Annotated in this window: 13 protein-coding genes; 10 read left to right on the top strand and 3 right to left on the bottom strand. The window is 64.9% G+C overall.

Annotated features, from left to right (window positions below; genetic code table 11):
* Positions 1 to 18: 18 nt before the first annotated feature.
* On the bottom strand, positions 19 to 1,629 hold the full coding sequence (gene prpR, locus RZV17_RS05690) for a propionate catabolism operon regulatory protein PrpR (protein ID WP_355607810.1): 1,611 nt from the start codon (positions 1,627 to 1,629) through the stop codon (positions 19 to 21).
* 124 nt (positions 1,630 to 1,753) lie between these two features.
* On the opposite strand from prpR, the gene prpB reads away from it, so the two are divergent.
* Both prpB and prpC read left to right on the top strand, forming a co-directional pair.
* Positions 1,754 to 2,650 carry a methylisocitrate lyase gene (gene prpB, locus RZV17_RS05695; protein ID WP_355607813.1) on the top strand — a complete coding sequence of 299 codons (897 nt, stop codon included), beginning with the start codon at positions 1,754 to 1,756 and terminating at the stop codon, positions 2,648 to 2,650.
* A 72-nt stretch (positions 2,651 to 2,722) separates the two neighbouring features.
* The gene (prpC, locus tag RZV17_RS05700) at positions 2,723 to 3,877 is read left to right on the top strand and encodes a 2-methylcitrate synthase (RefSeq protein ID WP_047695436.1); all 1,155 of its coding nucleotides are present in this window, start codon (positions 2,723 to 2,725) and stop codon (positions 3,875 to 3,877) included.
* Between the two features lie 23 nt (positions 3,878 to 3,900).
* Here prpC and RZV17_RS05705 read toward each other — a convergent pair whose 3' ends face one another.
* Positions 3,901 to 4,089 carry a hypothetical protein gene (locus RZV17_RS05705; protein WP_355607817.1) on the bottom strand — a complete coding sequence of 63 codons (189 nt, stop codon included), beginning with the start codon at positions 4,087 to 4,089 and terminating at the stop codon, positions 3,901 to 3,903.
* 32 nt (positions 4,090 to 4,121) lie between these two features.
* Here RZV17_RS05705 and acnD point away from each other — a divergent pair, with 32 nt between their 5' ends.
* The 8 genes from acnD (at position 4,122) to pbpC (ending at position 25,637) form a co-directional block, all read left to right on the top strand.
* Positions 4,122 to 6,764: a Fe/S-dependent 2-methylisocitrate dehydratase AcnD gene (gene acnD, locus RZV17_RS05710; protein ID WP_355607820.1), complete on the top strand. Its 2,643-nt coding sequence runs from the start codon at positions 4,122 to 4,124 to the stop codon at positions 6,762 to 6,764.
* 54 nt (positions 6,765 to 6,818) lie between these two features.
* Complete coding sequence (gene prpF, locus RZV17_RS05715; protein WP_355607823.1) at positions 6,819 to 8,018, top strand: 2-methylaconitate cis-trans isomerase PrpF; 1,200 nt, start codon at positions 6,819 to 6,821, stop codon at positions 8,016 to 8,018.
* A 476-nt stretch (positions 8,019 to 8,494) separates the two neighbouring features.
* On the top strand, positions 8,495 to 10,711 hold the full coding sequence (locus RZV17_RS05720; RefSeq protein WP_355607826.1) for a TonB-dependent receptor domain-containing protein: 2,217 nt from the start codon (positions 8,495 to 8,497) through the stop codon (positions 10,709 to 10,711).
* 106 nt (positions 10,712 to 10,817) lie between these two features.
* Positions 10,818 to 11,795: a nucleoside hydrolase gene (locus tag RZV17_RS05725; RefSeq protein ID WP_355609201.1), complete on the top strand. Its 978-nt coding sequence runs from the start codon at positions 10,818 to 10,820 to the stop codon at positions 11,793 to 11,795.
* Between the two features lie 1,258 nt (positions 11,796 to 13,053).
* Complete coding sequence (locus RZV17_RS05730) at positions 13,054 to 17,955, top strand: alpha-2-macroglobulin (RefSeq protein WP_355607829.1); 4,902 nt, start codon at positions 13,054 to 13,056, stop codon at positions 17,953 to 17,955.
* Between the two features lie 1,044 nt (positions 17,956 to 18,999).
* Positions 19,000 to 21,693 carry a TonB-dependent receptor gene (locus RZV17_RS05735; protein WP_355607832.1) on the top strand — a complete coding sequence of 898 codons (2,694 nt, stop codon included), beginning with the start codon at positions 19,000 to 19,002 and terminating at the stop codon, positions 21,691 to 21,693.
* Positions 21,694 to 21,880: 187 nt separating this feature from the next.
* Complete coding sequence (locus RZV17_RS05740; protein WP_355607835.1) at positions 21,881 to 22,828, top strand: glycerophosphodiester phosphodiesterase family protein; 948 nt, start codon at positions 21,881 to 21,883, stop codon at positions 22,826 to 22,828.
* Between the two features lie 418 nt (positions 22,829 to 23,246).
* A complete protein-coding gene (pbpC, locus tag RZV17_RS05745; RefSeq protein ID WP_355607838.1) occupies positions 23,247 to 25,637 on the top strand; it encodes a penicillin-binding protein 1C in 2,391 nt (796 codons plus the stop codon).
* Positions 25,638 to 25,976: 339 nt separating this feature from the next.
* On the opposite strand, the gene RZV17_RS05750 is transcribed toward pbpC, so the two are convergent.
* On the bottom strand, positions 25,977 to 26,537 hold the full coding sequence (locus RZV17_RS05750; protein ID WP_039407977.1) for a bacterioferritin: 561 nt from the start codon (positions 26,535 to 26,537) through the stop codon (positions 25,977 to 25,979).
* Between the last annotated feature and the right edge of the window lie 27 nt (positions 26,538 to 26,564).

A 26,564-nucleotide genomic window follows, 5' to 3' on the forward strand; every position in this document is an offset into this window, starting at 1 on the left:
AGTCGTCGCGTCCGTTTTCTAGGTAGCTTGCGCCTGCATCCAGCGCCACAGTGTCGTGCGCGAAACGCCGAGCGCCTGTGCGGCGAGGGCGCGATTGCCGTTTGCGCGATCGAGCGCCGCGCGGACGGCGGCAGCGGTGAGCTGCAGGCGGGACGCCGCCAGGTCGCTGCGTGCGGATGTCGCTGCGGTATCGCCGATCTGCGTGTCGAACAATTCCGGTGCCCACCAATGCAGTTGCTCAAGGCTCAGGCTCTCGTGCGCCTGCGCCTTCCAGTGGATGCACAGGCGTTCGACCAGGTTGCGCAGCTCGCGCACGTTGCCGGGCCAGGTGTGTAGTTGCAGTCGTTGCAATGCAGCCTCCGACAGCGGCGAGGCGATATTGCCAAGTTGCTGGAAGTAATGCGCCAGCAGCAGTGCGATGTCGTCGGGGCGCTGACGCAAGGGGGGCAGCGCGATGCGTAACGCTGCCAGGCGGTAGAACAGGTCGCGACGGAATCGCCCTTGTTCGACCAGCGCGTGCAGCGCCTGCAGGCTGGCGGCCACCACGCGCACGTCGATTGCGACGGGCAGGGTTGCGCCAACGCGCAACACTTCGCGTTCTTCCAATACGCGTAAGAGCCGTGTCTGCAACGGCATGGGCAATTCGCCGATTTCGTCGAGGAACAGCGTGCCATCCTGCGCGGCTTCGATCAGGCCGGTGTGCCCGCCGCGGCGGGCACCGGTGAAGGCGCCATCGCTATAGCCGAACAGCTCTGCCTCCAGCAACGATTCGCTGATGGCCGCGCAATTGATTGCCACGAAACGGCCGCGTCGACGGCTGCCGGCATGCAGTTGTCGGGCGACCAATTCCTTGCCGGTGCCGGTTTCGCCGCTGATCAGCACGGTGCCGGCATGCGGGGCATACAGCTGCACCAAGGCACGCACCTGCGCCATGGCGGCGGCGTCGCCAAGCAGCGCATCGCTACGTCGGGGGCGCCTTGAGTGACTACGCGCGGAGGGCCGCTCCCGGCTCGATGCCGTGCCCAGTGCGATGGCCTGCTCCAGCGCCTGACGCACCGACCCTGCCGAATACAGCAGCACGCCGGGCAGCCCGGCCTGTTCGGCGAAATCGATCGCCATGCCGGTGCCCACGATGACCTGGATACCGGCGGCGCGCAGGTCGGCAATGCAATCGCGCGCGTCCTCGGCAGTGACGAATCGGCGGTGCTCGATATCCAGGTCGAAACTGGTCTGGAAGGCATGAAACGACGGGACGTCGCTGGCATGGGTCACCACGCCGATGCGCGGGGCGATGCGGCGCGCGCGCGCCAGCGCTTCCATCAGGTCGAACCCGGTCGCCTGGATTGGTGCCAGTGGCAATGCCAGGCGGCTGCGCAGATAGGCGGCGTTGGAGCCGCCGGCCACCAGGGCGTCGCAGCGTTCGCGGCGCAGTCGCTGGCCGATGACCTCCACCGCTTCGGCAAAGCCGAGGTTGATCTGCTCGATGCGCGCGCGCTGGTCGAACTCGGGGATGACGTCGGCGAGCAGCCCGGTCAGTCGGGACACGCTGACGGTCCAGATCACCGGCAGAGAGGTGCCGGTCGCATCGGAGGTGCTGGAGCGGCGCGGGAAGTCGAGCTGTTTCGTCATGTTTCATGATGTTCCAAAAGTTCCAAAGCCGCAACAATAGTGTCTTCGGTTCGTAGCAGAATCAGACAATTGCGATTGGCACGACGTTTGCTGACCAGCTAACCATCTCATCCAGGGAACTGTCATGACGTCCTCCTATCCAGCCTCTGCCGGCGCGCGCTTTCGCGCAGCGCTGGCTGCCGAGTCGCCGCTGCAGGTGATCGGTGCGATCAATGCCAACCACGCGCTACTGGCCCAGCGTGCGGGCTACCAGGCCATCTACCTGTCCGGCGGCGGCGTGGCGGCTGGCTCGCTGGGCTTGCCGGATCTGGGGATCAACACGCTGGAAGACGTGCTGGTCGATGTGCGCCGCATCACCGACGTGTGCGAACTGCCGCTGCTGGTGGATGTGGATACCGGCTTCGGGCCGAGTGCCTTCAATATCGAGCGCACCATCAAGTCGCTGATCAAGGCCGGCGCGGCCGGTTGCCATATCGAAGACCAGGTTGGCGCCAAGCGTTGCGGGCATCGGCCGGGTAAGGAGATCGTGAGCCAGGGCGAGATGGTCGACCGGGTCAAGGCGGCAGCCGATGCCAAGACCGATCCGGCGTTTTTCTTGATTGCACGCACCGACGCCATCCAGATGGAAGGGGTGGATGCAGCGATCGAACGCGCCATCGCCTGCGTGGACGCGGGCGCCGACGGCATCTTTGCCGAGGCCGCCTACGACCTGGAGACCTACACGCGCTTTGTCGATGCAGTGAAAGTGCCGGTGCTGGCCAACATCACCGAGTTCGGCAAGACCCCGCTGTTCACGCGCGACCAACTTGCGCAGGCCGGTGTGGCGATCCAGCTGTTCCCGCTGTCGGCGTTCCGTGCAGCCAACAAGGCCGCCGAGGCGGTCTATACGGCGATTCGGCGCGATGGCCACCAGCAGGCCGTGCTGGAAACGATGCAGACCCGCGAAGAACTCTATGAGCGCATCGGCTATCACGGCTACGAACAGCGCCTGGACGCGTTGTTTGCGCGCAAGGGCGCATGATCGCCGCTTGCTGGGTCCATCTGGTCAATCCTTCGTGACATTGCAACACGCCACAGCTTTGGAGCTCATCGCATGAACGACACTGCCATTCCCGGTTTCAAGCCGAAAAAATCCGTCGCACTGTCAGGCACTGCCGCAGGCAACACCGCGCTGTGCACGGTGGGGCGCAGCGGCAACGATCTGCATTATCGCGGGTACGACATCCTGGACCTGGCCACCACCAGCGAGTTCGAGGAGATCGCCTACCTGCTGGTGCACGGCAAGTTGCCCAACAGCGGCGAGTTGCGCGGCTACAAGGCCAAGCTGCGCTCGTTGCGTGGTGTGCCGGCGGCGGTGAAAACCGCGCTGGAACAGCTGCCGCCATCCGCGCACCCGATGGATGTGATGCGCACCGGTGTGTCGGTGCTGGGCTGCCTGCAGCCGGAAAAGGACGATCACAACCATCCCGGTGCGCGCGATATCGCGGACAAGTTGATGGCCTCGCTCGGTTCGATGCTGCTGTACTGGTATCACTACAGCCACAACGGCAAGCGCATCGAGGTGGAGACCGACGACGACTCCATCGGTGGGCATTTCCTGCACCTGCTGCATGGCTTTGCGCCGAAGGATTCGTGGGTGCGCGCAATGCACACCAGCCTGATCTTGTACGCCGAGCACGAATTCAATGCCTCCACGTTTGCGAGCCGCGTGATTGCCGGTACCGGCAGCGATATGTACAGCGCCATTGCCGGTGGTATCGGCGCGTTGCGCGGTCCCAAGCATGGCGGCGCCAACGAGGTGGCCTTCGAGGTGCAGAAGCGCTACGACACGCCGGACGAAGCCGAGGCGGACATCAAGGCACGTGTGGAGCGCAAGGAAGTGGTGATCGGCTTCGGGCATCCGGTGTACACCGTGTCCGACCCGCGCAACAAGGTGATCAAGGACGTGGCGCGCGAGCTGTCCGAGGAGCAGGGCAGCCGCAAGATGTACGACATCGCCGAGCGTCTGGAAAGCGTGATGTGGGACATCAAGAAGATGTTCCCGAATCTGGACTGGTTCAGTGCAGTGAGCTACCACATGATGGGTGTGCCGACAGCGATGTTCACCCCGCTGTTCGTGCTGGCACGCACGGCGGGCTGGAGTGCGCACGTCATCGAGCAGCGCGTGGATGGCAAGATCATTCGGCCTTCGGCCAATTACACCGGGCCGGAAGATCAGGTGTTTGTGCCGTTGGATCAGCGCGTCTGAAAAGTGCCACTTGCGAGCGGCCCTCATCCGCCCTTCGGGCACCTTCTCCCGCGTTGCGGGAGAAGGGAGCGTGGCGAGTGGCACGTGGTGAGCGGGAATACGAGCAGCAACAGCAACAGCAACAGCAACAGCAACAGCAACAGCAACAGCAACAGCAACAGCAACAGCAACAGCAACAGCAACAGCAACAGCAACAGCAACAGCAACAGCAATAGACCCCGCCCGCCTTGTGATATCGCCAGCCATGAATAGCCAGTACCGCAAGCCCTTGCCGGGCACCGCGATGGATTACTTCGATGCACGAGCCGCCGTGGATGCGTTGCAGCCCGGTGCATATGCAGGCTTGCCGTACACCGCACGCGTGCACGCGGAAAATCTGGTGCGGCGCGCCGAGCCGCAGATGCTGGAGGCGTATCTGCGCCAACTGATCGAGCGCAAGCGCGAGCTGGATTTCCCGTGGTTTCCGGCGCGCGTGGTCTGCCACGACATCCTGGGCCAGACAGCCTTGGTGGATCTTGCCGGACTGCGTGATGCGATTGCCGAGCAGGGCGGCGATCCGGCGCAGGTCAATCCGGTGGTGCCGGTGCAGCTGATCGTCGATCACTCGCTGGCGGTGGAATACGCCGGCTTCGACAGGCAGGCCTTTGTCAAGAACCGCGGCGTGGAAGACCGTCGCAATGCCGACCGCTTCCATTTCATCGAATGGACCAAGCGCGCGTTCGAGAACATGGAAGTGATTCCGCCGGGCAACGGGATCATGCATCAGATCAACCTGGAGAAGATGTCGCCGGTGATCTACACGCTGGACGGCGTGGCGTTTCCGGATACCTGCGTGGGCACCGATAGCCACACTCCGCATGTGGATGCGTTGGGCGTCATCGCAGTGGGCGTGGGCGGCCTGGAGGCAGAAAACGTGATGTTGGGACGCGCCTCGTGGATGCGCCTGCCGGACATCATCGGCGTGGAACTTACCGGGCGTCCGGCACCGGGAATGACTGCCACCGATATCGTGCTGGCCTTGACCGAATTCCTGCGCCAGCAACGCGTGGTGGGCGCCTATCTCGAATTCTATGGTGCAGGCGCCAGTGCGCTGACCATCGGCGACCGCGCCACCATTTCCAACATGACGCCGGAATTCGGCGCGACCGCGGCGATGTTCTACATCGATCAGCAGACCATCGACTACCTGCGGCTCACCGGGCGCGACGACGCGCAGGTGGCATTGGTGGAGAACTATGCACGCCATACCGGGCTGTGGGCCGACGATCTGGCCACCGCACAGTATGAGCGCGTGCTGCAGTTCGATCTGTCCAGCGTGGTGCGCAACATGGCCGGGCCCTCTAACCCGCACAAGCGCGTGGCCACCAGCGAGCTGGCTGCGCGCGGCATTGCCGGCGCCTGGGACGAAGTGCCGGGGCAGATGCCCGATGGCGCGGTGATCATTGCGGCAATCACCTCGTGCACCAACACCTCCAACCCGCGCAACGTCATCGCGGCCGGTCTGCTGGCACGCAATGCCAACGCGCGTGGCTTGACCCGCAAGCCGTGGGTGAAGAGTTCGCTGGCGCCGGGTTCCAAGGCAGTGCAGCTGTACCTGGAAGAAGCCGGTTTATTGAGCGAACTGGAACAGCTGGGCTTCGGCATCGTGGCGTTCGCCTGCACCACCTGCAATGGCATGAGCGGTGCGCTCGACCCAACCATCCAGCAGGAAATCATCGACCGCGATCTGTATGCCACTGCGGTGCTGTCGGGCAACCGCAATTTCGACGGGCGCATCCACCCGTATGCCAAGCAGGCGTTTCTCGCCTCGCCGCCGTTGGTGATCGCCTATGCAATCGCCGGAACCGTGCGCTTCGATATCGAAAAGGACGTGCTGGGCATCGATGCCGATGGCGTGTCGGTAACGCTCAAGGATCTGTGGCCGAGCGATGCGGAGATCGACGCGGTGGTGGCGCGCAGCGTCAAGCCTGAGCACTTCCGTCGCGTGTACGACCCGATGTTTCAGCGCAGCAGTGGGCAGGGCATCAGCGTGAGCCCGTTGTACGACTGGCGCCCGACCAGCACCTACATTCGCCGCCCGCCGTACTGGGAGGGCGCATTGGCAGGGGCGCGCAGCCTGCACGGCATGCGGCCGCTGGCCGTGCTCGGCGACAACATCACCACCGATCATCTGTCGCCGTCCAATGCGATTCAGGCCGGCAGTGCGGCTGGCGAGTACCTCGCGCACATGGGCGTGCCCGAGGAGGATTTCAATTCATACGCCACCCATCGCGGCGACCATCTCACCGCGCAGCGCGCCACCTTCGCCAATCCCAAATTGATCAACGAAATGGCCGTGATCGATGGGCAGGTCACGGCAGGCTCGCTGGCGCGGCTGGAGCCGGAAGGGCAGGTCATGCGCATGTGGGAGGCCATCGAAACCTACATGACCCGCAAGCAGCCGTTGATCATCGTTGCCGGTGCCGATTACGGGCAGGGCTCCTCGCGCGACTGGGCAGCCAAAGGCGTGCGTCTGGCCGGTGTGGAGGTGATCATGGCCGAAGGCTTCGAACGGATCCACCGCACCAACCTGATCGGCATGGGCGTGCTACCACTGGAGTTCAAGCCGGGCAGCGATCGCAAGACACTTGGCATCGATGGTAGCGAAACCTTCGACGTCACCGGCCAGCGCACGCCGGGGGCCACGCTGACACTCTCGATCCACCGGCGCAACGGCGAGCAGCTGCAGGTGCCGGTCACGTGCCGGCTGGATACTGCAGAGGAAGTATCGATCTACGAGGCCGGTGGTGTGCTGCAACGGTTTGCGCAGGATTTTCTGGAGAGCCGGGAATCGGGAGTCGGGAATCGGGATTCGTTGAAAGCGAGATCTGCACCGCAAGCGCACTAACGTCACTGGCTGCTGCCATCGCACTGCCGCTTTAATCCCTAATCCTGGCCTCCCATGACCCATTTCCCCCAACTCCGTATCCCCGCTACCTACATGCGTGGCGGCACCAGCAAGGGCGTGTTTTTCCGCCTGCAGGATCTGCCGGAGGCCGCGCAGCAGCCGGGCGCTGCACGCGACGCGCTGTTGCTTCGGGTGATCGGCAGCCCGGATCCGTATGCCAAGCAGATCGATGGCATGGGCGGGGCGACCTCGAGCACCAGCAAGAGTGTGATCGTCTCTGCCAGTACGCGTGATGGGCACGATGTGGACTATCTGTTCGGGCAGGTGTCCATCGATAGCGCGTTCGTGGATTGGAGTGGCAACTGCGGCAATCTTTCCGCAGCGGTGGGGCCGTTCGCGATTGCCAGCGGATTGATCGACGCCACACGCGTTCCGCGCGATGGCATGGCCACGGTGCGGATCTGGCAGGCCAATATCGGCAAGACGATCGTGGCGCATGTGCCGATGACCGATGGGCTGGTGCAGGAAACCGGCGACTTCGAACTGGATGGGGTGACCTTCCCGGCGGCCGAGGTGCAGCTGGAATTTCTCGACCCGGCCGATGACCCCGAAGGCGAGGGTGGGGCGATGTTCCCCACGGGCAATCTCATCGATCGATTGGAGATTCCCGGGCTGGGCACGCTGGATGCCACGCTGATCAATGCGGGCATTCCGACCATCTTCGTCAATGCGCGCGATCTGGGCTACACCGGCACCGAGTTGCAGGAGGCCATCAATGGCGACCCGCGTGCGTTGATCATGTTCGAAACCTTGCGCGCGCATGGCGCGGTGCGGATGGGTTTGATTGCGAAGGTGGAAGACGCCGCGACGCGGCAGCACACGCCCAAGGTGGCCTTCGTGGCGCCGCCGGCCGACTACACCGCCTCCAGCGGCAAGCCGGTGCACGCGGCCGAGATCGATCTGCTGGTGCGTGCGATGTCGATGGGCAAATTGCACCACGCGATGATGGGCACCGCAGCGGTGGCGATTGGCACCGCTGCGGCGGTGCCGGGCACCTTGGTCAACCTGGCGGCCGGCGGCGCGGCCCGCTCGGCGGTGCGCTTCGGGCATCCGTCCGGCACCTTGCGCGTGGGCGCCGAGGCAACACAGGTCGATGGGCAGTGGCAGGTGACCAAGGCGCTGATGAGCCGCAGTGCGCGCGTGCTGATGGAGGGTTGGGTGCGGGTGCCCGGCGGCATCGCCGAAGGCGAGTGAGCAGAAGCTGGCACGGGTGGTGTGCTTGCGGCAGGTGCGCATGTTCGGGATGGACAACGCGGCTGCGTAGATTTGCGCCGTAGTTGTCATGTCCAGGGCTTCGGTGCGCCGTCCGGGTCGAGTGTCGCGATGGCGCGGCGGGTGCGCTTCCGAATCGGTAAGGTGCTGGTGCAGGGGCGCGTCCCCTGACGTCTTGTCATGCCAGGGCGTGCTCCTAGCGATGCGGCTGGGTCGCGACTTGTGTAGCCGACCATGTGAATGCCGAAGTTGGCAGTTGCCGGCCACGGACCGCCTCTGAGACTGACAGGGCTCCGACGCACAAATTGCACGCCCGTGTTGCATTAATTAGAACGCCAATGCGAATTATGGAAACTTTTCCGTACGGGCTCTGCCATATTTGTGTAAATCGTGTTAATTCTGTTGCACCGCGGCATGCAGGCCAGGCCGCCCCGCCACCAGAATTTGGAGTGCTTCCCATGTCAGCTAGCCGGTCGCTCAAGATCAGCGCGCTTGCCGTTGCCGTCGTTTCGCTTCTTCCGTTTCACGCTGCTGCACAGCAGGCGCCCAGCGACGACGGTGTCGTGCGTCTGGATGCGGTCAAGGTCACGGTCGAGCGTCGCTCGGAAGACTCCAAGGATGTGCCGGTTTCCGCCAGCGTGCTGCGCCCGGAATTTCTCGATGCCATTTCCACCAGCGGCTCGGACATCCGCGTGCTGGCCGGCAAGGCGCCGAGCCTCAACATCGAATCGTCCAACGGCCGTGTGTTCCCGCGCGTGTATATCCGCGGCTACGGCAACACCGACTTCAACACCTACGCGTCGCAGCCGGTGTCGTTGATCTATGACGACGTGGTGCAGGAAAACGCGTTTTTGAAGGGCTTCCCGATCTTCGATCTGGAAGGCCTGGAAGTGCTGCGCGGCCCGCAGGGCACGCTGTTCGGCCGCAACACGCCGGCCGGCGTGGTCAAGTTCAACTCGGTCAAGCCGACCATCGGCGCCAATGACGGCTACGCCAGCCTGTCGTACGGCACCTACGGCACCATGACCCTGGAAAGCGGCCTGAGCATCGCGATGGGCGACCATTGGGCAGCGCGTCTGTCCACCTTGGGCCAGCGCCGCGACGATTGGGTGGAAAACCGCGACGGCCGCGATCTGGAAGGCTATACCGACTCGGCCGTGCGTCTGCAGCTGCTGTACCAGGCCAGCGACGATTTCAGCGCGTTGTTCAACGCGCATGCACGCCATCTGGACGGCACTGCGCGGCTGTTCCGCGCCAACATCATCCAGCCCGGCACCAATCAGCTGGTGGATGGCTTCGACGAAGAAAAATCCTTCATCGACGGCGCCAACACCCAGGAACTGCAGACCTATGGCGGCAGCGCCAACCTGACCTGGGACCTGGGCGATATCGCGCTGCACTCGATCACCGCGTACGAAGGCATCGGCAAGTACTACAGCCGTGGCGATATCGACGGCGGCTTCGGCGCGGTGTTCGCACCGCCGTCCGGCCCGGGCGTGATTCCGTTCCCGGTGGAAACCGCCGGCGGCATCAAGAGCCTGGACCAGTACAGCCAGGAAGTGCGTGCCGAATCGCAGTACGAGGGCCCACTCAACTGGCAGGCCGGCCTGTACTACTTCCACGACGATGTGGAAGGCGAAAACTACACCTACAACACCTTCAGCGGCGGCGACCTGGCCAGCTACCAGTTGACCCGCCAGCGCAATACCTCATGGGCGGCATTCGGCTCGCTGAACTATGCGGCCACCGACCGGTTGAACCTGCGCGCCGGCATCCGCTACACCTACGACAAGAAGACCTTCGACGTGCTGGCGCTGGACCGCGTCACCCTGGTCGAGCCGTCCAGCGGCGAGACAGATAACTCCAAGGTCACCGGCGATCTGGCCGCGACGTTCTCCATCAACGACGACGTCAACGTGTACGCCCGTGCGGCGCGCGGTTTCCGTGGCGCCAGCTTCGGCGTGCCCTCGGGCACCGCGCCGCTGACCGTGGCCGAGCCGGAGACGGTGGATTCGTTCGAGATTGGCATCAAGTCGGATCTGTTCGACAACCGTGCGCGCCTGAGCTTCGACATCTACGATTTCCGGGTCAAGAACCAGCAGCTCACCGCAGTGGGCGGCGAATCCAACGACGTGCGCCTGCTCAATGCCGACAAGACCAAGGCGCGCGGTGCCGAGTTCGACTTCGAAGCGTTGATCACCCAGAACCTGCGCGTCACCGCTGGCGGCGCCTACAACTGGACCCGCATCGACGACCCGAGCCTGTCGGTGGGCGTGTGCCGCACCTGCACCGTGACCGACCCGCTCAACGCGGCCGGCCGCGCGCTGATCGACGGCAACGACCTGCCGCAGGCGGCCAAGTGGATGGCCAACGCGACGCTGCGTTACGGCATCCCGATGGGCAACGACGGCGAGCTGTTCTTCTACACCGACTGGTCCTACCGCAGCGAAGTGAACTTCTTCCTGTACGACTCGCGTGAGTTCACCGGCCAGCCGCTGGTCGAGGGCGGCGCCAAGATCGGCTACACCTGGGGCGCGGGTGCATACGAGTTGTCGGTGTTCTGCCGCAACTGCTCCAACCAGATCCGCGTGACCGGTGCGATCGACTTCAACAACCTCACCGGCTTCATCAACGACCCGCGCATCGTTGGCGCGCAGTTCCGCGCCAACTTCTGATCGGCGTTGTGGTGTAGCACTATCGAACCGCCGGCCAACATGCCGGCGGTTTTTTTATGGCGGCAGGAGTAGATGCATGCGGCGGATCATTCGAAATGCGTGGTTGATTGCTGTGTTGTGCTGTGCGGCTGCCGTGGCGCAGGCGCAGGCGCAGGCGCAGGCGGCTGCGGCGACGACAGCGCGGGCCACGCAACCGCCCGCGGCCACCGAGCTGCTGGTGGTCTCCACCGACATTGGCGACGACATCGACGATGCGTTTGCGCTGGGGCTGCTGTTGCGCAGCCCGCAGTTGCAGGTGCTGGGTATCGCATCGGCATGGGGCGACACCACGTTGCGTGCGCAGCTGTTGCAGCGGTTGTTGCAGCAGGCCGGGCGCAGCGAGATTCCATTGGCGGTGGGGGCACGCACGACCAGCACCATTGCCTTCAGCCAGGCACGCTGGGCCGCCAAGGAACAGTTGCCCGGCAAGCTGCCGGATGCGGCGGCAATGATCCTGCAGCAGGCGCGCCGGCACCCGGGCGAGGTCACCTTGCTGGTGCTGGGGCCGATGACCGATGCAGCGTTGGCGCAGCAGCGCGACCCGGCCGGCTTTGCCAAGCTCAAGCGCATCGTGGCGATGGGCGGCTCGGTGCGGGTGGGTTACGGCAAGTCTGCCTATCGGCCGGCCAGCGCACCGGCGCCGGAGTACAACATCCTCTCCGATGTGCCGGCGGCGCAACGCGTGTTCGCGGCCGGCGTGCCGATCGTGTTGCTGCCGCTGGATGCTACGCAGATCACGCTGGAAGAACCCGAGCGTATCGCCTTGTTCGCGCATGGCGATGGACTCACCGATGCGCTCACCCAGCTGTATTACCAGTGGCGCAACACCGACCAGCCCTGGGCCAATGCCACGCCGACGGTGTTCGACGCGGTACCGGTCGCCTGGCTGCTGAGCCCGGCGCTGTGCCCGACCACGCCGCTGCATCTGGATGTCGATGCACAGGGCTATACCCGCGAAGGGTCAGGCATACCGAACGTGCAGGCGTGCCTGCGTCTGGACAAGCCGACGTTCATTGCGTTGTACATGCGCCAGCTGCTGCGCTGAGACGCGTGCCGCGGCGTTGCCAGCAAGGCGCTTGGGTAGTTGGTGCTGTTGGTCCTACGCCGGGTCATTGGTCTGGGGCAGCGGCGTGTACCGCCCCTCATCCGCCCTTCGGGCACCTTCTCCCGTTGACGGGAGAAGGAACGGCTTGCGCTTCATGGTGTTGGTGGTACGGCTGGTGTGAGCGTTCGTAATGGCGTGAACCGTCCCTCATCCGCCCTTCGGGCACCTTCTCCCGTCGACGGGAGAAGGAACGGCTTGCGCTTCATGGTGTTGCTGGCACAGCTGGTGTGAGCGTTCGTAATGGCGTGAACCGCCCCTCATCCGCCCTTCGGGCACCTTCTCCCGTTGACGGGAGAAGGAACGTTTTGTGCTTCATGGCGTTGGTGGCACGGCTGGTGTGAGCGTTCGTAATGGTGTGAACCGCCCCTCATCCGCCCTTCGGGCACCTTCTCCCGTCTACGGGAGAAGGAACGTTTTGTGCTTCATGGCGTTGGTGGCACGGCTGGTGTGAGCGTTCGTAATGGTGTGAACCGCCCCTCATCCGCCCTTCGGGCACCTTCTCCCGTCTACGGGAGAAGGAACGTTTTGTGCTTCATGGCGTTGGTGGCACGGCTGGTGTGAGCGTTCGTAACGGCGTGAGCCGTCCCTCGTCCGCCCTTCGGGCACCTTCTCCCGTTGACGGGAGAAGGAACGGCTTGAGCTTCATGGTGTTGGTGGCACAGCTGGTGTGCGCGTTCGTAATGGAGTGAGCCGTCCCTCGTCCGCCCATCGGGCACCTTTTCCCACCAGTGGGAGAGCGGGGATCGACGAGCTTTTTGGTGCTGCCGGCACCGCTCAAGTGCCGACACAGCTTCCGCGGGTACTAGGCAGGCGAGCCGACGAACAGGTATGTACGTCGCTTGCGTGCGTACGGCGACCCAACGCGCGGTGCCAAGCATCACGCCGGCGGCCGAGACCCAGTCCACCCAGCCCTGGCACTCCTTCTCCCGCGTGCGGGAGAAGGTGCCCGAAGGGCGGATGAGGGGCTGTTGAGGACATCCCCGCCAGTCCAGCACAGGTGCATCGAATCTCCAGCTTGCCTGCGCGCAGCCGATCCAGCGGGCGCCAGGAGTCCTTGCCCGAGGCCACTGCAAGACGCATGGCGCGCAGCGCCAGGGGGTGATGCCTATGCTGCCGCGCAGCGCGTGCGGGCTGGGTGCGTCGCTATACTGGTCGTCTCAGTCATGGGATAGCACGAATGGACAGCCGGGAATCAGGGATGAGGGCATCGGGCACGCGGCGTATGTTGCTGTGGGTGGTACTGCTCACGGTGGCGATTGGCGCGGTGGCCTGCAAGCGCAACGAAAGCGGCCAGTTGCCTGCCGCCAGCGGCGAGGCGATCAAGGCTGACAAGCAGGCCATTACCGGCTTCGCGCTGGCGCGTGCCTATCCCGACCAGACCAGCGATGGTCTGTCGCTGGCGCTGGAATTCTCGCGGCCGTTGGTGGGCACGCAGGATTTCGATGCGCTGGTGCGCTTCGAAGAAAAGGTCGGTACCGGCGACAGCAGCTGGTCGCTGTCCGAAGACGGCAAGACGCTGCGCTACCCCTACGTGGAAGCGGCCAAGGACTATACGGTGCTGGTCGACGCCAACCTGCTGGCCGCCGACGGCAGCCGCCTGGGCAAGCCGCTCAAGCAGAAGGTCTACACCGGCGAACTCAAGCCTGTGGCCGGGTTCGCTTCGCAAGGCAGCGTGTTGCCGGCGCGCGAAAGCCGCGGCCTGCCGGTGGTGTCGGTCAACGTGCCGGAAGTGGACGTGGAGTTCCTGCGCGTGCGAGAGAAGTCGCTGCCGGCGTTCTTCCAGCAGTTCCAGCGCGGCGGTCGCCGCGGCAGCTGGGATCTGGAAAGCGAGTACAGCGGCAACGAGCCGCTGTCCAAGCTGGCCGACCCGGTCTACGTCAACCGTTTTATTTTGGGCGGCAAGCAGAACGAGCGTGTGCTGACCTACCTGCCCACGCAGGACATCAAGGAGCTGCAGGAGCCGGGCCTGTACTTCGCGGTGATGAAGCGTGCCGGCAGTTTCGAAAACGAATTCGATACCGCGTTTTTCACCGTCAGCGACATCGGCCTGCACACGCGCGCCTACAAGGACAAGCTGTTCGTGCACACCGCCTCGTTGCAGAGCGGCGAGCCGATCAAGAACGTGGAACTGCGCATCCTCGATGCCAAGGGCGAGTTGTTTCTCAAAGGTACGACCGACGGCAACGGCAACGCACTGCTCAACTACACGCTCGACGCCGGCCATGTGCTGACTGCGCGCAGCAAGACCGATGTGTCGTTGCTGCCATTCAATCAGCCGGCATTGGATCTGAGCGAGTTCGCCGTGGCCGGGCGCCAGAGCGCGTGGTTCGACGTGTTTGCCTGGGCAGGTCGCGATCTGTATCGCCCCGGTGAGACCATGCGGGTCTCGGCGATCCTGCGCGACAACGACGGCAAGCCCACCAAGCCGCAGCCGGTGTTCCTGCGTCTGAAACAACCAGACGGCAAGACGTTCCGCGAGACCAAACTGCAGCCCGGCGAGCAGGGCTATTTCGAGTTCACCCAGCAGATTCCGGCCGATGCGCCGACCGGCCGCTGGCAGGTGGAATTCCGCACCGACCCGGCCAGCAAGGACGCCGTGCAGGGCATGACCGTGCGTGTGGAAGAGTTCCTGCCCGAGCGCATGAAGCTGGACCTGGACAGCACGCAAAAGACCCTGGGCGCCGGGCAGCCGTTCAAGCTGGTGGCCAATGCCGCGTACCTGTACGGTGCGCCGGCCGATGGCAACCGCTTCACCGCAAAGCTGGCGGTCAGCGTGGAGCAGCATCCGCTCGAATCGTTGCCGGGCTGGTTCTTCGGCGACCCGACGCTGGAGCTGCCGCGCGAAGCCAAGGACGTGATCGATACTGAGTTCGGCAGCGACGGCATCCTGCGCGAAGACATCGCGTTGCCGGCCGAGGCCAAGCCGGTCAGCACGATTGCGGCAGTGGTCTCCGGCAGCGTGTATGAAACCGGCGGGCGCACCGTCACCCGCACGCTCAAGCGGGTGCTGTGGCCGGCCAAGGCGCTGGTCGGTGTGCGCCCGTTGTTCGACGACAAAGACGGCGCCGATGCCAACGCCAACGCGCGCTTCGAGATCACCCGCGTGGATGCCGATGGCAAGCCGCAGCCGGCCAAGGGCCTGAAGGTCACCCTGGTGCGCGAGCTGCGCGACTACCACTGGAACTACACCGACAACCATTGGGATTACGACTTCACCCGCCGCTTCGAGAACAAGGACACGCGCACGCTGGACGTGGGCAGCGCCAATGCCAAGATCGATTTCCCGGTGGAGTGGGGCGAATACCGCCTGGATGTGTTCGACCCGGCGAGTGGGCTGACCACGCGTTACCCGTTCCGTGCGGGCTGGAGCTGGAACGACGAAAACCGCGGCCTGGACGCGCGCCCGGACAAGGTCAAGCTGGCGCTGTACAAGACCGGCTACCGCGCCGGCGACACGCTCAAGGTGACGCTGACCCCGCCACATGCCGGCAAGGGCGTGCTGCTGGTGGAAAGTGACAAGCTGCTGTACGTACAGGACATCGACGTCAAGCCGGGCAGCACGTTTGAACTCCCGGTCACGGAAGCCTGGGAGCGGCACGACGTCTATGTCACCGCGCTGGTGTTCCGCGGCGGCACCGCGCCGAGCAAGATCACCCCCGCGCGTGCGGTGGGCGTTGCGCATGTGCCGATGGACCGCAAGGCACGGCGTGTGGCGGTGGGCTTGTCCGCACCCAAGCAGATGCGCCCCGAGCAACCCCTGCCGGTGACGGTGAGCGTGCCCGAGCTGGCCGGCAAGGCCGCGCACGTGACCATTTCGGCAGTGGACGTAGGCATCCTCAACATCACCCGTTTCCCGGTGCCCGACGCCAACGCGCAGTTCTTCGCGCAGCGCCGCCTGGGCACCGATGCCTATGACATCTACGGGCGGGTGATCGAAAGCTTCGAAGGCGCCAGCGGCAAGCTCAAGTTCGGCGGCGACATGGCACTGGAAGCCTTGCCGCAGGCCAAGCGCCCGACCGCGCGCGTGCAGACCGTGGACCTGTTCTCCGGCTCGGTGACACTCGATGCCAAGGGCAACGCGCGGGTGCAACTACCGGTGCCGGATTTCAACGGCACCTTGCGGGTGTCGGCATTGGTGTACTCGGACACGCGTTACGGCAACCGCGACATGGAAACCATCGTGCGCGCGCCGATCCTGGCCGAGGCCAGCATGCCGCGCGTGATGGCCCCGGGCGACCGCAGCACGGTGACGCTGGATGTGCAGAATTTCACCGGCAAACCGGGCGAGTTCAACGTGCGTGTGGAAGGCATCGGCCCGCTCGCCATCGCCGAGGCGGCGCGCAGCGTCAAGCTGGCTGTGGACGCCAAGCAGACGCTGAGCTTTCCGCTGAGTGCCACCGAAGGCTACAGCGTGGCCAAGGTGCGTGTGCGCGTGGATGGCAACGGCTTCAAGGCCGATCGCAGCTACGAGCTGCCGGTACGTGCCGGCTGGCCGCAGGTGTTGCGTGCGCAGACGCGTGTGCTCGACCCGCTGGCGCCGATCGCCCTGGACAACAGCTTCGCCGATGGCCTGATGGCCGGGTCGGTGACCGCACGCATGGTGGTCAGCCCGCTGCCGCCGATTCCGTTCGCCAGCGCCCTGCAAGGCGCGTTGGAGTACCCGTACGGCTGCGCCGAGCAGACCACCAGCAAGGGCTACGCGGCGCTGTTGCTCGACGATGCCACCGCCAGGGCGCTGGGGACCAAGGGGCTGGAAGCGGCCAAGCGCCGCGAGCGCATGGAAGGCGCGTTCGGCCGGCTGGCGTCGATGCAGATCGCCAGCGGGCATTTTTCGATGTGGGGCGACGATGGCTACGTCAACCCGGGGCTGACGCCGTACATCGCCGAGTTCCTGCTCGATGCCAAGGACGCCGGCTTTGCGGTGCCCGACAACGTGCTGCAGAAGGCGCTCAATCGTTTGAGCGAAGACCTGTTGTCCGGCGGCAACGAGTTCTATGGGCAGGACCGCCGCGACAACCTGAAGTTCGCCAATCAAGCCTGGTCGGGCTATGTCCTGGCGCGCGTCAATCGCGCCCCGCTGGGCACCTTGCGCGCGCTGTACGACAACCAGCGCGACAAGGCGCTGACCGGCCTGTCGCTGGTGCATCTGGGTGTGGCGTTGTCGCTGCAGGGCGACACCAAGCGCGGCGATGCGGCGATCAAGGCCGGCTTTGCCAAGGACAGCAGCGAGCGGCCGCCATATTTCGGCGATTACGGCAGCGCGATCCGCGACGATGCGTTGATGATGGCGTTGTTGCACGAGCGTGGCTTGTCCAAGCCCGAGTACGACACCCGTGCGGTGGCACTCGGGCGCGCACTGGATGCACGTCGCGCCACCGGCTGGCTGTGGCTGAGCACGCAGGAACAGGTCGCCCTGGCGCGCCTGGGCAAGGCGCTGATGGTGGGGCAGGGCAAGCAGGTGTCCGGCACGCTGACGGTCGGCGGCGATGCACAGCAGATCGCCCCTGCACGTTTGTTCGGGCGCAGCTTCGACAGCGCCGCGCTGGCGCGTGGGGTGCAGTTCGCACCGCAGGGCGAAGCCCCGATGTATGCCAGCCTGGAAGTGGCCGGCATCCCGCGCAGCGCACCGGAGCCGGACACGCGCCATCTCAGCGTGGAGCGCAGCTGGTACACCACCGACGGCAAGCCGTGGACACCGCAGGCCTTGAAGGAAGGCGAGGCGTTGATCGTGCGCGTCACCATCACCGCCAACAGCAACATGCCCGACGCCTTGCTCACCGACCTGTTGCCGGCCGGGCTGGAGATCGAGAATTTCAATCTCGGCGATGCCAAACAATGGGCCGACGTGGTGGTGGACGGCATCGGCATCAGCGAGCGTTCCAGCGCCGCAGACGTCAAGCACGAAGAGTTCCGCGACGACCGCTATGTGGCCGCGCTGGCGCTGTCCTCGGGCAGCAAGGCGCAGGTGTACTACCTGGTGCGCGCAGTCTCGCCGGGTACGTACACGGTGCCGCCATCGCTGGTGGAAGACATGTACCGCCCCGAGCTGCGTGGTGTAGGCCGCAGTACGCCGGCCACGATGACGGTGGTGCAGCCGTAGGTGATGCGTTGGTCCTTTCCCGTTGGGAGAAGAAGGATGGCCGGCCGCTGAAGTTACCCTTCTCCCGTTGGGAGAAGGTGCCCCGCAGGGGCGGATGAGGGTGCGTGCGAAGCACCGAGTGTTTGGAACGAGATGGGTGGCTTTGCCCCGTACCCTCACCCCAACCCCTCTCCCGGTGGGAGAGGGGCGATGTCCGATCGCTGAAGCTGCGCTTCTCCCGTTGGGAGAAGGTGTCCCGCAGGGGCGGATGAGGGTACGTGCGAAGCCCCGTGTGTTTTGGAACGACATGAATGGCGTTGCCCCGTACCCTCACCCCAACCCCTCTCCCGGTGGGAGAGGGGCGATGTCCGATCGCTGAAGCTACCCTTCTCCCGCTGGGAGAAGGTGCCCCGCAGGGGCGGATGAGGGTACGTGCGAAGCCCCGTGTGTTTGGAAAGACATGAGTGGCTTTGCCCCGTACCCTCACCCCAACCCCTCTCCCGGTGGGAGAGGGGTTTTTTATTGCAACCGCCGAGTTCTAGGTAAGTGCTGAGCTCTTGCTTCGCACGCGGCGACATCGCTGCGCGCTGTCTTTTCGGTGCGATGCGGCCGACACGCAGGGGTCATTTTTACGGGCTACGGTGGCGTGCTTTCTCATCGGCGCGGCGTGATTGCTGCGCGACTTACGGGATTCCATGCAGCGCTCCGATTCGTTCCGTGTGCACCTGTCCGTTCTCGTCGTGGCCATCGCGGCCTGTTCGCCTGCCCTCGCAGGCATCCGCCAACGAGCGCGCAGCGATTGCAGTCGACGCCTCGTCTCAGACGTCTTCTGCGGCGATGGCCACGGCCAGGAGCGCATCGGCAAGCGCAGTTACAGCGACAGCCGATAATGGCGAGGCAACCACGTCCGGCGCGGGGATTGCGACCGCACTGCAAGGTTCTTCGGTGTCAGCCGGTGCCTCTGCAGATTTCAGAGACCCTGCATCGTCGTCATCGATACAAGACGATGCAACCAACACCGACAGACCGCCCACCGCCGCATCAGGCTTACAAACCCTCGATGCAATGCAGGTCACCGGCGTGCGCCGCGCCAATGCGGCGGCGGTGGAGAGCAAGCGTGCGGCGACCAACATCACCGATGTGATCAGCGCCACCGACGTACGCGCCTTGCCCGACAGCACCATCGTCGAAGCGTTGCGCCGCGTGCCCGGCCTGTCCGTGCTGCCGGCCACCGACAACGAGCATCCCCGCGATGAAGCAGCCACGCCGGTATTGCGTGGCCTGGGGCCGTCGTACAACAACGTCACCATCGACGGGCTCACCATCGCCTCGCCCGGTACGCCGAACGGGACGCTCGGTTCGATCACCCGCGGCGTGCGCCTGGATTTGCTGCCCGCCTCGATGGTCAGCGAGTTGCAGGTGGTCAAGACGTTCACCCCCGACCTGGATCCCAATGCCACCGGCGGTGCAATCAACCTCAAGACCCGCAGCGCGTTCGAAAACGGCGGCAAGCCGTTCTTCAGCGCCGAGGCGGCGCTAGGCCACGCCAACGATGTAGGCAAACCGCGCGATCAGGACGAGCTGGGCTACCGGTTGAATGCCACCGGCAGCCGCACCTTTGGCAGCGAGCAGCAATATGGGCTCACGGTGTCGGCCAACTACCAGACGCTCAGCAGCTATACCGAAACCCATATGACCACCGACACGGTGCATTACGGGTTCTACGACAACAACGGCATGCTGCAGACCGGCGCCAATCTCGGCAATGGCTGGGCAGTACCGCAGCAGGACAAATATTGGTACGTGCAGAACCAGCGCGACCGATATGGTGTCACCGGCAAGTTCGAGATGCGGCCCAGTGCCGCGCTCGAAGCATATGCGATGGCCGGCTACTACTATTTCAAGGACAACATGGAGCGCAACGAGGTCATCATCGACCCGCGCAATCGCAACCAGGTGTTCAATCAGACTGCCACCTCCGGCAGTTATCCGGGCGGCGACATCGAGGTGGGTTACTCGAACCAGATCGTCACCACGCGCACCAAGGTCGCGCAGTTGGGCACCATCTGGCGGCCCACCGATCGGCAGCAGTTTTCCGCGCGCGGTGCGTGGTCGGATGCGACCTACGACGAGCCGATCCGCATGATCAAGTACGCCAGCGGCATCACCCGTGCCGCGCCGGTGCCGGTGGGCCAGACCGGCAGTGGCGTGACCATCAATGCCACGCCCGATTATGCGTTCAACTACGACACCTCCGGCTTCGATCAACGCTTCGCGTTATCGCCGCAGGCGTACAACACCCTCGACAACTACAGCCTGTCGTACTGGCGCCCGGACTATAAGCGCACCGCGGCCGATCGCATCCTCACAGGCCGGCTCGATTACGGCTTCAATCAAGGGGAAAGCGATCAGGGCGTCGGTTTTGCGGCGGGCGTGTCGTACACCACCGACAAACCGTCCTACGATATCTTTCGTGTCGAGTATCAGCCCAACACGACGGCGCCCGCGTTCGGCCTGGCCGATGTAGTCGGCACCGGCAGGGCGCCGATGCGCTACGCCGGTTTGAACCTGCTGAGCATCGACCCGAACAAGGCCAATCGCGTGCTGGCCGCCACGCCGTTGAGCGCGTTCAATAGTACCGACCAGCAGGCCTTCAGCAATCAGGACAACTTTAGCCATACCGAAAAAACCTTCGGCAGCTACGGCCTGGTCAGCTATCGCAGCGACCGCTTCAACGTGCAGGCAGGCGTGCATTTCGACAGCACCAGGCTCGACACGGTCGGCCGCCAGCGGCAGCTGGATGCAGCAAGCAATCGCTACGTGTACGTCGATAACCCAACCAGCGCGGACTACGACTACCTGTTGCCGTCGGCCATCATGACCTATCACCTGACCGATGCACTGGACCTGCGCGCCGGTGCAAGCCGCACGCTGGGCCGCCCACCGTACGACGCCTATGCGGCGCGCACCTCGATCGGCTTCGTCAATACGGCAGATGCCGGTGATCCGAATGCGCAGGGCGTCACTGTCACCATCGGCAACCCGGACATCAAGCCGCGCGTGTCCAACAACCTGGATCTTTCGCTGGAATGGCGCCTGCCCGGCGACTTCGATGCCTTCGCGTCCGCTGCCGTGTTCGACAAGCGCATCCAGGACGAGATCTTTACGCTCTCGCGCACCGACAGCTTCACTTTCGATGGCACCACTTACGCGAATGCGCTGATCAGCACGCCGGCCAATGCGGCCAAGGCGCGTATTCGCGGTGTGGAGCTCAACGGCATCGTTAATACGCTGGCGCCCATCGCGCCGTGGTTGAGCGGTGTCGGTTTCAGCGCCAATGTCGCGGTGCTCGAGGGCAGCCTGGATGTGCCTTACAGCGCTGGTGGCGGCAGCAGCCTGACCCAGCGCGAGCGCAAACTCGACAATCTGGTCGGTCAGCCGGACTACACCGCCAATGCCACGCTGTTCTACAACACCGGCGGGCTGGAGCTGCGTGCGGCCTACAACCGGCAAGGCAAGGCATTGCGGTCCATCGTCAGCAATATCGATTGGCAGGACCTGTACTGGTCGCCGCGCTCGCAGCTGGATTTCACTGCCACCTATGCGGTCAGCAAGCAATTGAGCCTGATCGGCCAGGTCAGCAACATCACCCACAGCCGCATCACCAGCGTGACCGGCCCGGGGCAGAACCTGCTCAAGGACAGTTACTCGGTGCCCACCACCTACTGGGTGGGTCTGCGGTTTACGCCGGCGTTGTAAGCGAGATCAGTTTGCGTTGGCAACGTTGTAGAGCTGTGCCATCCCGCCGGAGTGCTGCCATCCAGAAGCGCATCACTACAACCTACGCACGTCATCCATATGGGCATCTGCAGCGGCGAGCACGCCACGCGGCAATGCAGCTGCGCCGCTCAGTGGTTTTGCAAGTCACCCGATTGGAGTTGTTCGAATGACCTCACGTTCCATTGCCATCCTCGCCGCCTTGCTGTGCGCTGCCGTGGCCACCACAGCGAGCGCAGCGCCTGCGGGCGTCGCCGCGATCCAGGCACGCCTGGCCAACCCGCAAGGCGGCATTGTGGTGGTGGCGCACCGCGGTTGTCATGCCGCCGCACCACAGCACGGCTTCACCGATACCGCACCGGAGAACTCGCTTGCGGCACTGGAGCGCTGCATCGCAATCGGGGCCGATGTGATGGAAACCGATGTGCGGCGCGCGGCCGATGGCACGCTGGTGATGCTGCACGATGCCACCGTTGACCGCACCACCGACGGCACCGGCAAGCTGTCCGAGCTCACGCTGAGCGACCTGCAAAAACTGCGCCTGCGCAGCGATGAAGGTGGCGCACAGGCACCGCTGACCGACCAGCGCGTGGTCACGCTCGACCAGATGCTTGCCAAGGCCAAAGGGCACATCCTGCTCAACCTGGACGTCAAGGATGCGATCTATGTGCAAGTGATCGACGCGGTCGCGCGCGCCGGCATGCAGCATCAGGTGATCGTCAAGGCCGAGGCGGGCATCGCCACGCCACCGCTGGCAGCGATGGTGCCGTTCAACACCGTGTACTTCTTCCCGATCCTGATCAATGCACACGGCAATGCCGACCTTGCCGCTATCGCCACTGCACAGACCCGCAATGCACATCCGATGGCGTTCGAGTTGCCCAAGATGGCTGCGGCGCAATTACCGGCATTGGTGGCGGTGAGCAAGGCACACAACGTACGGCTGATGGTCAATTCGCTGTGGGATGGCTTTATCGCCGGCTATGGCGGCGATGCCGATGCCGAGCGCGACCCGGACAAGGTGTGGGGCCGGATGTACCGCGATGGCGTGTCGATCATCCAGACCGATGCACCGGAAGCCTTGTTGCGCTATCGCGCCAGCTTGGAAAAGCGCTGAGCGGAAGCGACCCGGCGGCCGTCCCACGCGGCGGCAACCAGGTGTAGCATGGCGCGCTGTGCATCAAACAACGCAACGACCGATACGTCACGTCAACCGAACTGTATTTGTAGGCATTGGCAGTGCCTGCCGACAATGCGTGCTGCTACCGATGGGCACCGACCACGCCCTTCGGTGTGAGTGGCCTGATCGTTGCAGGCACTTCATACGGCGGCCACGGATAAGATCAGACGGTTGATCGCAAGGATATCCACCTGTCGCTCAGGGTTTGCGCCTGGCCCTTGGGCCAGTAGCTTGTCCGGCTGTCGTGCAGCTGATCGCGCCAAGACGCCGGGCCCGGGCCGCATAGCAGTGGCCGAAACGCGTTTTGCCCTGCATGCTCTGCGCGATGGATGAACAGCCGCAGGTAAAAACAGGGATGGATCGGACGCAGGCGCACCCGAAAGCGCCGAACCATCAGGCTCGCGACGGGCGCCGCTGGCTGCGGTGGCTGCGCTTGAGTGCGGCTGCTCTGCTGAGCGCCCTGCTGCTGCTCGATCTGGCCTTCCCGTTGCCGTTGCCCAAATCCCGCGACACCTCCACCCTGGTGGTTGCGCGCGACAGCACGCCGTTACGTGCGTTTGCCGACCGCAATGGCGTGTGGCGCTATCCGGCCACGCCGCAGAGCGTATCGCCGCTGTATCTGCAGGCATTGCTCAATTACGAAGACCGCTGGTTCTGGCGCCATCCCGGCGTCAATCCGTGGGGTCTGCTGCGTGCCGGCGGGCAGTGGATCGCGCAGGGCCGCATCGTGTCCGGCGGCTCCACGCTGACCATGCAGGTGGCGCGCATTCTGGACCCGCACACGCGCACGCCATGGGGCAAGGCCAAGCAGCTGTTGCGCGCATTGCAGCTGGAAGCGCACCTGAGCAAGCGCGAGATTCTCAACCTGTACCTGGAGCGCGCGCCCTACGGCGGCACCATCGAAGGCGTGGAAGCGGCCAGCTGGGCGTATCTTGGTAAACCGGCGAAAGCGTTGTCGCAGGCCGAAGCCGCGTTGCTGGCGGTGCTGCCGCAATCGCCCAGCCGGCTGCGGCCGGACCGTCACCCGGAAGCGGCGCAACGTGCGCGCGACAAGGTGCTCGATCGCATGGTGGAGCTGGGCGTGTGGTCGCGCGCGCAGGTGGACGACGCGCGCATCGAGCCGGTGGTCACGCGCTCGCTCAAGCCGCCGTTGCATGCAGCCTTGCTTGCCCAGCGCCTGCACAGCGCTCAACCGCGCGCGGCGCGCATCGTGACCACGCTGGATGTGGAGTTGCAGCGCACGCTGGAAGAGCGCGTGGCCACGTATTTTTCGCAGCTGCCCGAGCGCACCTCGGCAGCCTTGCTGGTGGTGGACAACGCCAGCATGGAAGCGCGCGCCTATGTCGGCTCGGCCAGCTTCGGCGATCGTCAGCGGCTGGGGCATGTGGACATGGTGCAGGCCTGGCGCTCGCCCGGCTCCACGCTCAAGCCGTTCCTGTACGGCATGGCGCTGGACGATGGCCTGATCCACTCGGAGAGCCTGCTGGTAGACGCGCCGCAGAGCTTTGGCGACTACCGGCCGGGCAACTTCGATGCAGCCTTCAATGGCCCGGTGAGCGCAGCCACTGCATTGCGCTTGTCGCTGAACGTGCCGGCAGTGGATCTGCTCGATCGCATCGGCCCGGCGCGCTTTGCCGCGCGATTGGGCAATGCCGGCATCGCCCTGCATTTTCCGCGTGGCAGTACGCCGTCGCTGGCCGTGATCCTGGGCGGCACCGGCGCGCAATTGCAGGAACTGGTGGGCGCATTCGCCGCGCTCAATCGCGGCGGCATCGCCGGGCGTGTGCGCTATACGCCGGGCGATGCGCGCATCGAGCGCCGGCTGATGTCGCCGGGCGCGGCCTGGATCGTGCGCGAGATCCTGCAGAGCAATCCGCGCCCTGGCTACGGCAGCGGCACCTTCGATACCGCAGCGCGTCCGGGCGTGGCGTGGAAGACCGGTACCAGCTATGGCTACCGCGATGCCTGGGCGATCGGTGGCACGCGGCGTTACACCGTGGGCGTGTGGGTGGGGCGGCCGGATGGCACGCCGTTGCCCGGCCAGTACGGCGCGGTGACTGCGTTGCCATTGATGTTCGAAGTCATCGATGCCTTGCCGCGCAGTGCCGGCGACAGTGCGCCGCTGCCGATGCCGGCCACGGTGCAGCCCGTGCAGATCTGCTGGCCGCTGGGTGGTGCTGCCGACCAGACGCCACCGCCCTTGTGCGCGCGCCGTGCCGACGCCTACGCGCTCGACGGCGCGGTGCCACCCACCTTTGCCGAGCGCGATGCACGCCTGTGGCAAAGCGGGCAGCTGCAATTCGAGGTGGACGCGCGCAGCGGCCTGCGCCTGTCACAGGAATGCACCCAGCCGCACGCGCGTGCGGCGCGTGCATTGGCGCGCTGGCCGGCACTGGTGTCGCCCTGGCTCAGCGCCGCAGAACGTCACGCCGCGCAACTGCCACCATTGGCGCCGGACTGCCTGCCGGACGGGCGCATGACCGGCGGCGGTGTGCTGCGGATCGACGGCCTGACCGACCGCGCCACCCTGGCGCGCGCCAACGACACCGCACGCCCGGTGCGCCTGCAGCTGCGCGCACTGGGCAGCGAGGCGCGCATCGACTGGCTGCTGGACGGCCGCTGGATCGCGCAGACCCGCGGGCGCCAGGCATTCCAGCGCGACTTTGCCGAGACAGGTGCGCACACGCTGACCGCCATGGCCAGCGACGGCGCCTGGACGCAACTGCAGTTTCGAGTATTGCGCTAAGCGCCGCACCAGCGTGATCGATTGCCAGCTGACATATAGGAGCGCCCCGGGGGCGATGGGCGTTAACGGAAGGCCGGTCGCGCCCGAAGGCGCTCCACCAGAAGCGGTGGTATCGAGCTTGTGACTTGCTGGCGCGGTCGCGTTATCGTGCGGCATGCGCCAAAAACAGAAAGGGCGCACGTGGCGCCCTGTCTGTTTCGTCATCGCTGTCGTGGTGTTCGCGTCATGCCGATGCAGTCATCCCGCATGACGTAGCGCATCGCGGTTGCAGGCACGTGCAAATGATCGACATTGCCCGCGCGCTTGATGCATGCGGTGCGCAGCACCACACCGATCACCTCATTCGCCAATCCAGCCTTCCAGCATGTCGGCGAACTCGTCGGCGTGCTCTTCTTCCTGGGCCAGGATGCTTTCCAGGATGCGCTTGGTGGTGGTGTCCTTGTCGCCGATGAAATCGATCATCTCGCGGTAGCTGTCGATGGCGATGCGCTCGGCGATCAGGTTTTCCTTGACCATGTCGCGCAGGTCGGTGCCTTCCTTGTATTCGGCGTGCGAACGCTTGGTCAGGGTGTCCGGGTTGAGGTCCGGTTCGCCGCCCAGTTGCACGATGCGCTCGGCAAGCTTGTGCGCGTGCGCCTGTTCCTGCTGCGCGTGCTCCAGGAATTCGCCCTTGACCGCATCGGCCAACATGCCCTTGGCCATGAAGTAATGGCGGTAGTAGCGCAAGGTGCACACGTATTCGGTGGCGAGCGCGGTGTTGAGCAACTCGATCACCTTTTCGCGATCGGCATGGTAGCTCTCGGTGATGGCGCCGTCTTCGATACTCTGGCGTGCGCGGGCGCGCAGGGTGGCGGTATCGGTGATACCGGCGGGGGTGGTGCTGGCTGGCTGATCAGACATGGCTGGCCGTTTTCCTTCTGAGTGGAC

The sequence above is a fragment of the Xanthomonas cannabis genome, from assembly GCF_040616535.1.
GTDB classification, from domain to species: Bacteria; Pseudomonadota; Gammaproteobacteria; order Xanthomonadales; family Xanthomonadaceae; genus Xanthomonas; species Xanthomonas cannabis.

Coding starts and splice junctions, on each gene's coding strand:
- prpC (WP_047695436.1), top strand. CDS start 2,723: ATGAACGACACTGCCATTCCCGGTTTCAAGCCGAAAAAATCCGTCGCA.
- RZV17_RS05720 (WP_355607826.1), top strand. CDS start 8,495: ATGTCAGCTAGCCGGTCGCTCAAGATCAGCGCGCTTGCCGTTGCCGTC.
- RZV17_RS05730 (WP_355607829.1), top strand. CDS start 13,054: ATGAGGGCATCGGGCACGCGGCGTATGTTGCTGTGGGTGGTACTGCTC.
- prpF (WP_355607823.1), top strand. CDS start 6,819: ATGACCCATTTCCCCCAACTCCGTATCCCCGCTACCTACATGCGTGGC.
- RZV17_RS05735 (WP_355607832.1), top strand. CDS start 19,000: ATGCAGGTCACCGGCGTGCGCCGCGCCAATGCGGCGGCGGTGGAGAGC.
- RZV17_RS05740 (WP_355607835.1), top strand. CDS start 21,881: ATGACCTCACGTTCCATTGCCATCCTCGCCGCCTTGCTGTGCGCTGCC.
- prpR (WP_355607810.1), bottom strand. CDS start 1,629: ATGACGAAACAGCTCGACTTCCCGCGCCGCTCCAGCACCTCCGATGCG.
- RZV17_RS05750 (WP_039407977.1), bottom strand. CDS start 26,537: ATGTCTGATCAGCCAGCCAGCACCACCCCCGCCGGTATCACCGATACC.
- prpB (WP_355607813.1), top strand. CDS start 1,754: ATGACGTCCTCCTATCCAGCCTCTGCCGGCGCGCGCTTTCGCGCAGCG.
- acnD (WP_355607820.1), top strand. CDS start 4,122: ATGAATAGCCAGTACCGCAAGCCCTTGCCGGGCACCGCGATGGATTAC.
- pbpC (WP_355607838.1), top strand. CDS start 23,247: ATGGATCGGACGCAGGCGCACCCGAAAGCGCCGAACCATCAGGCTCGC.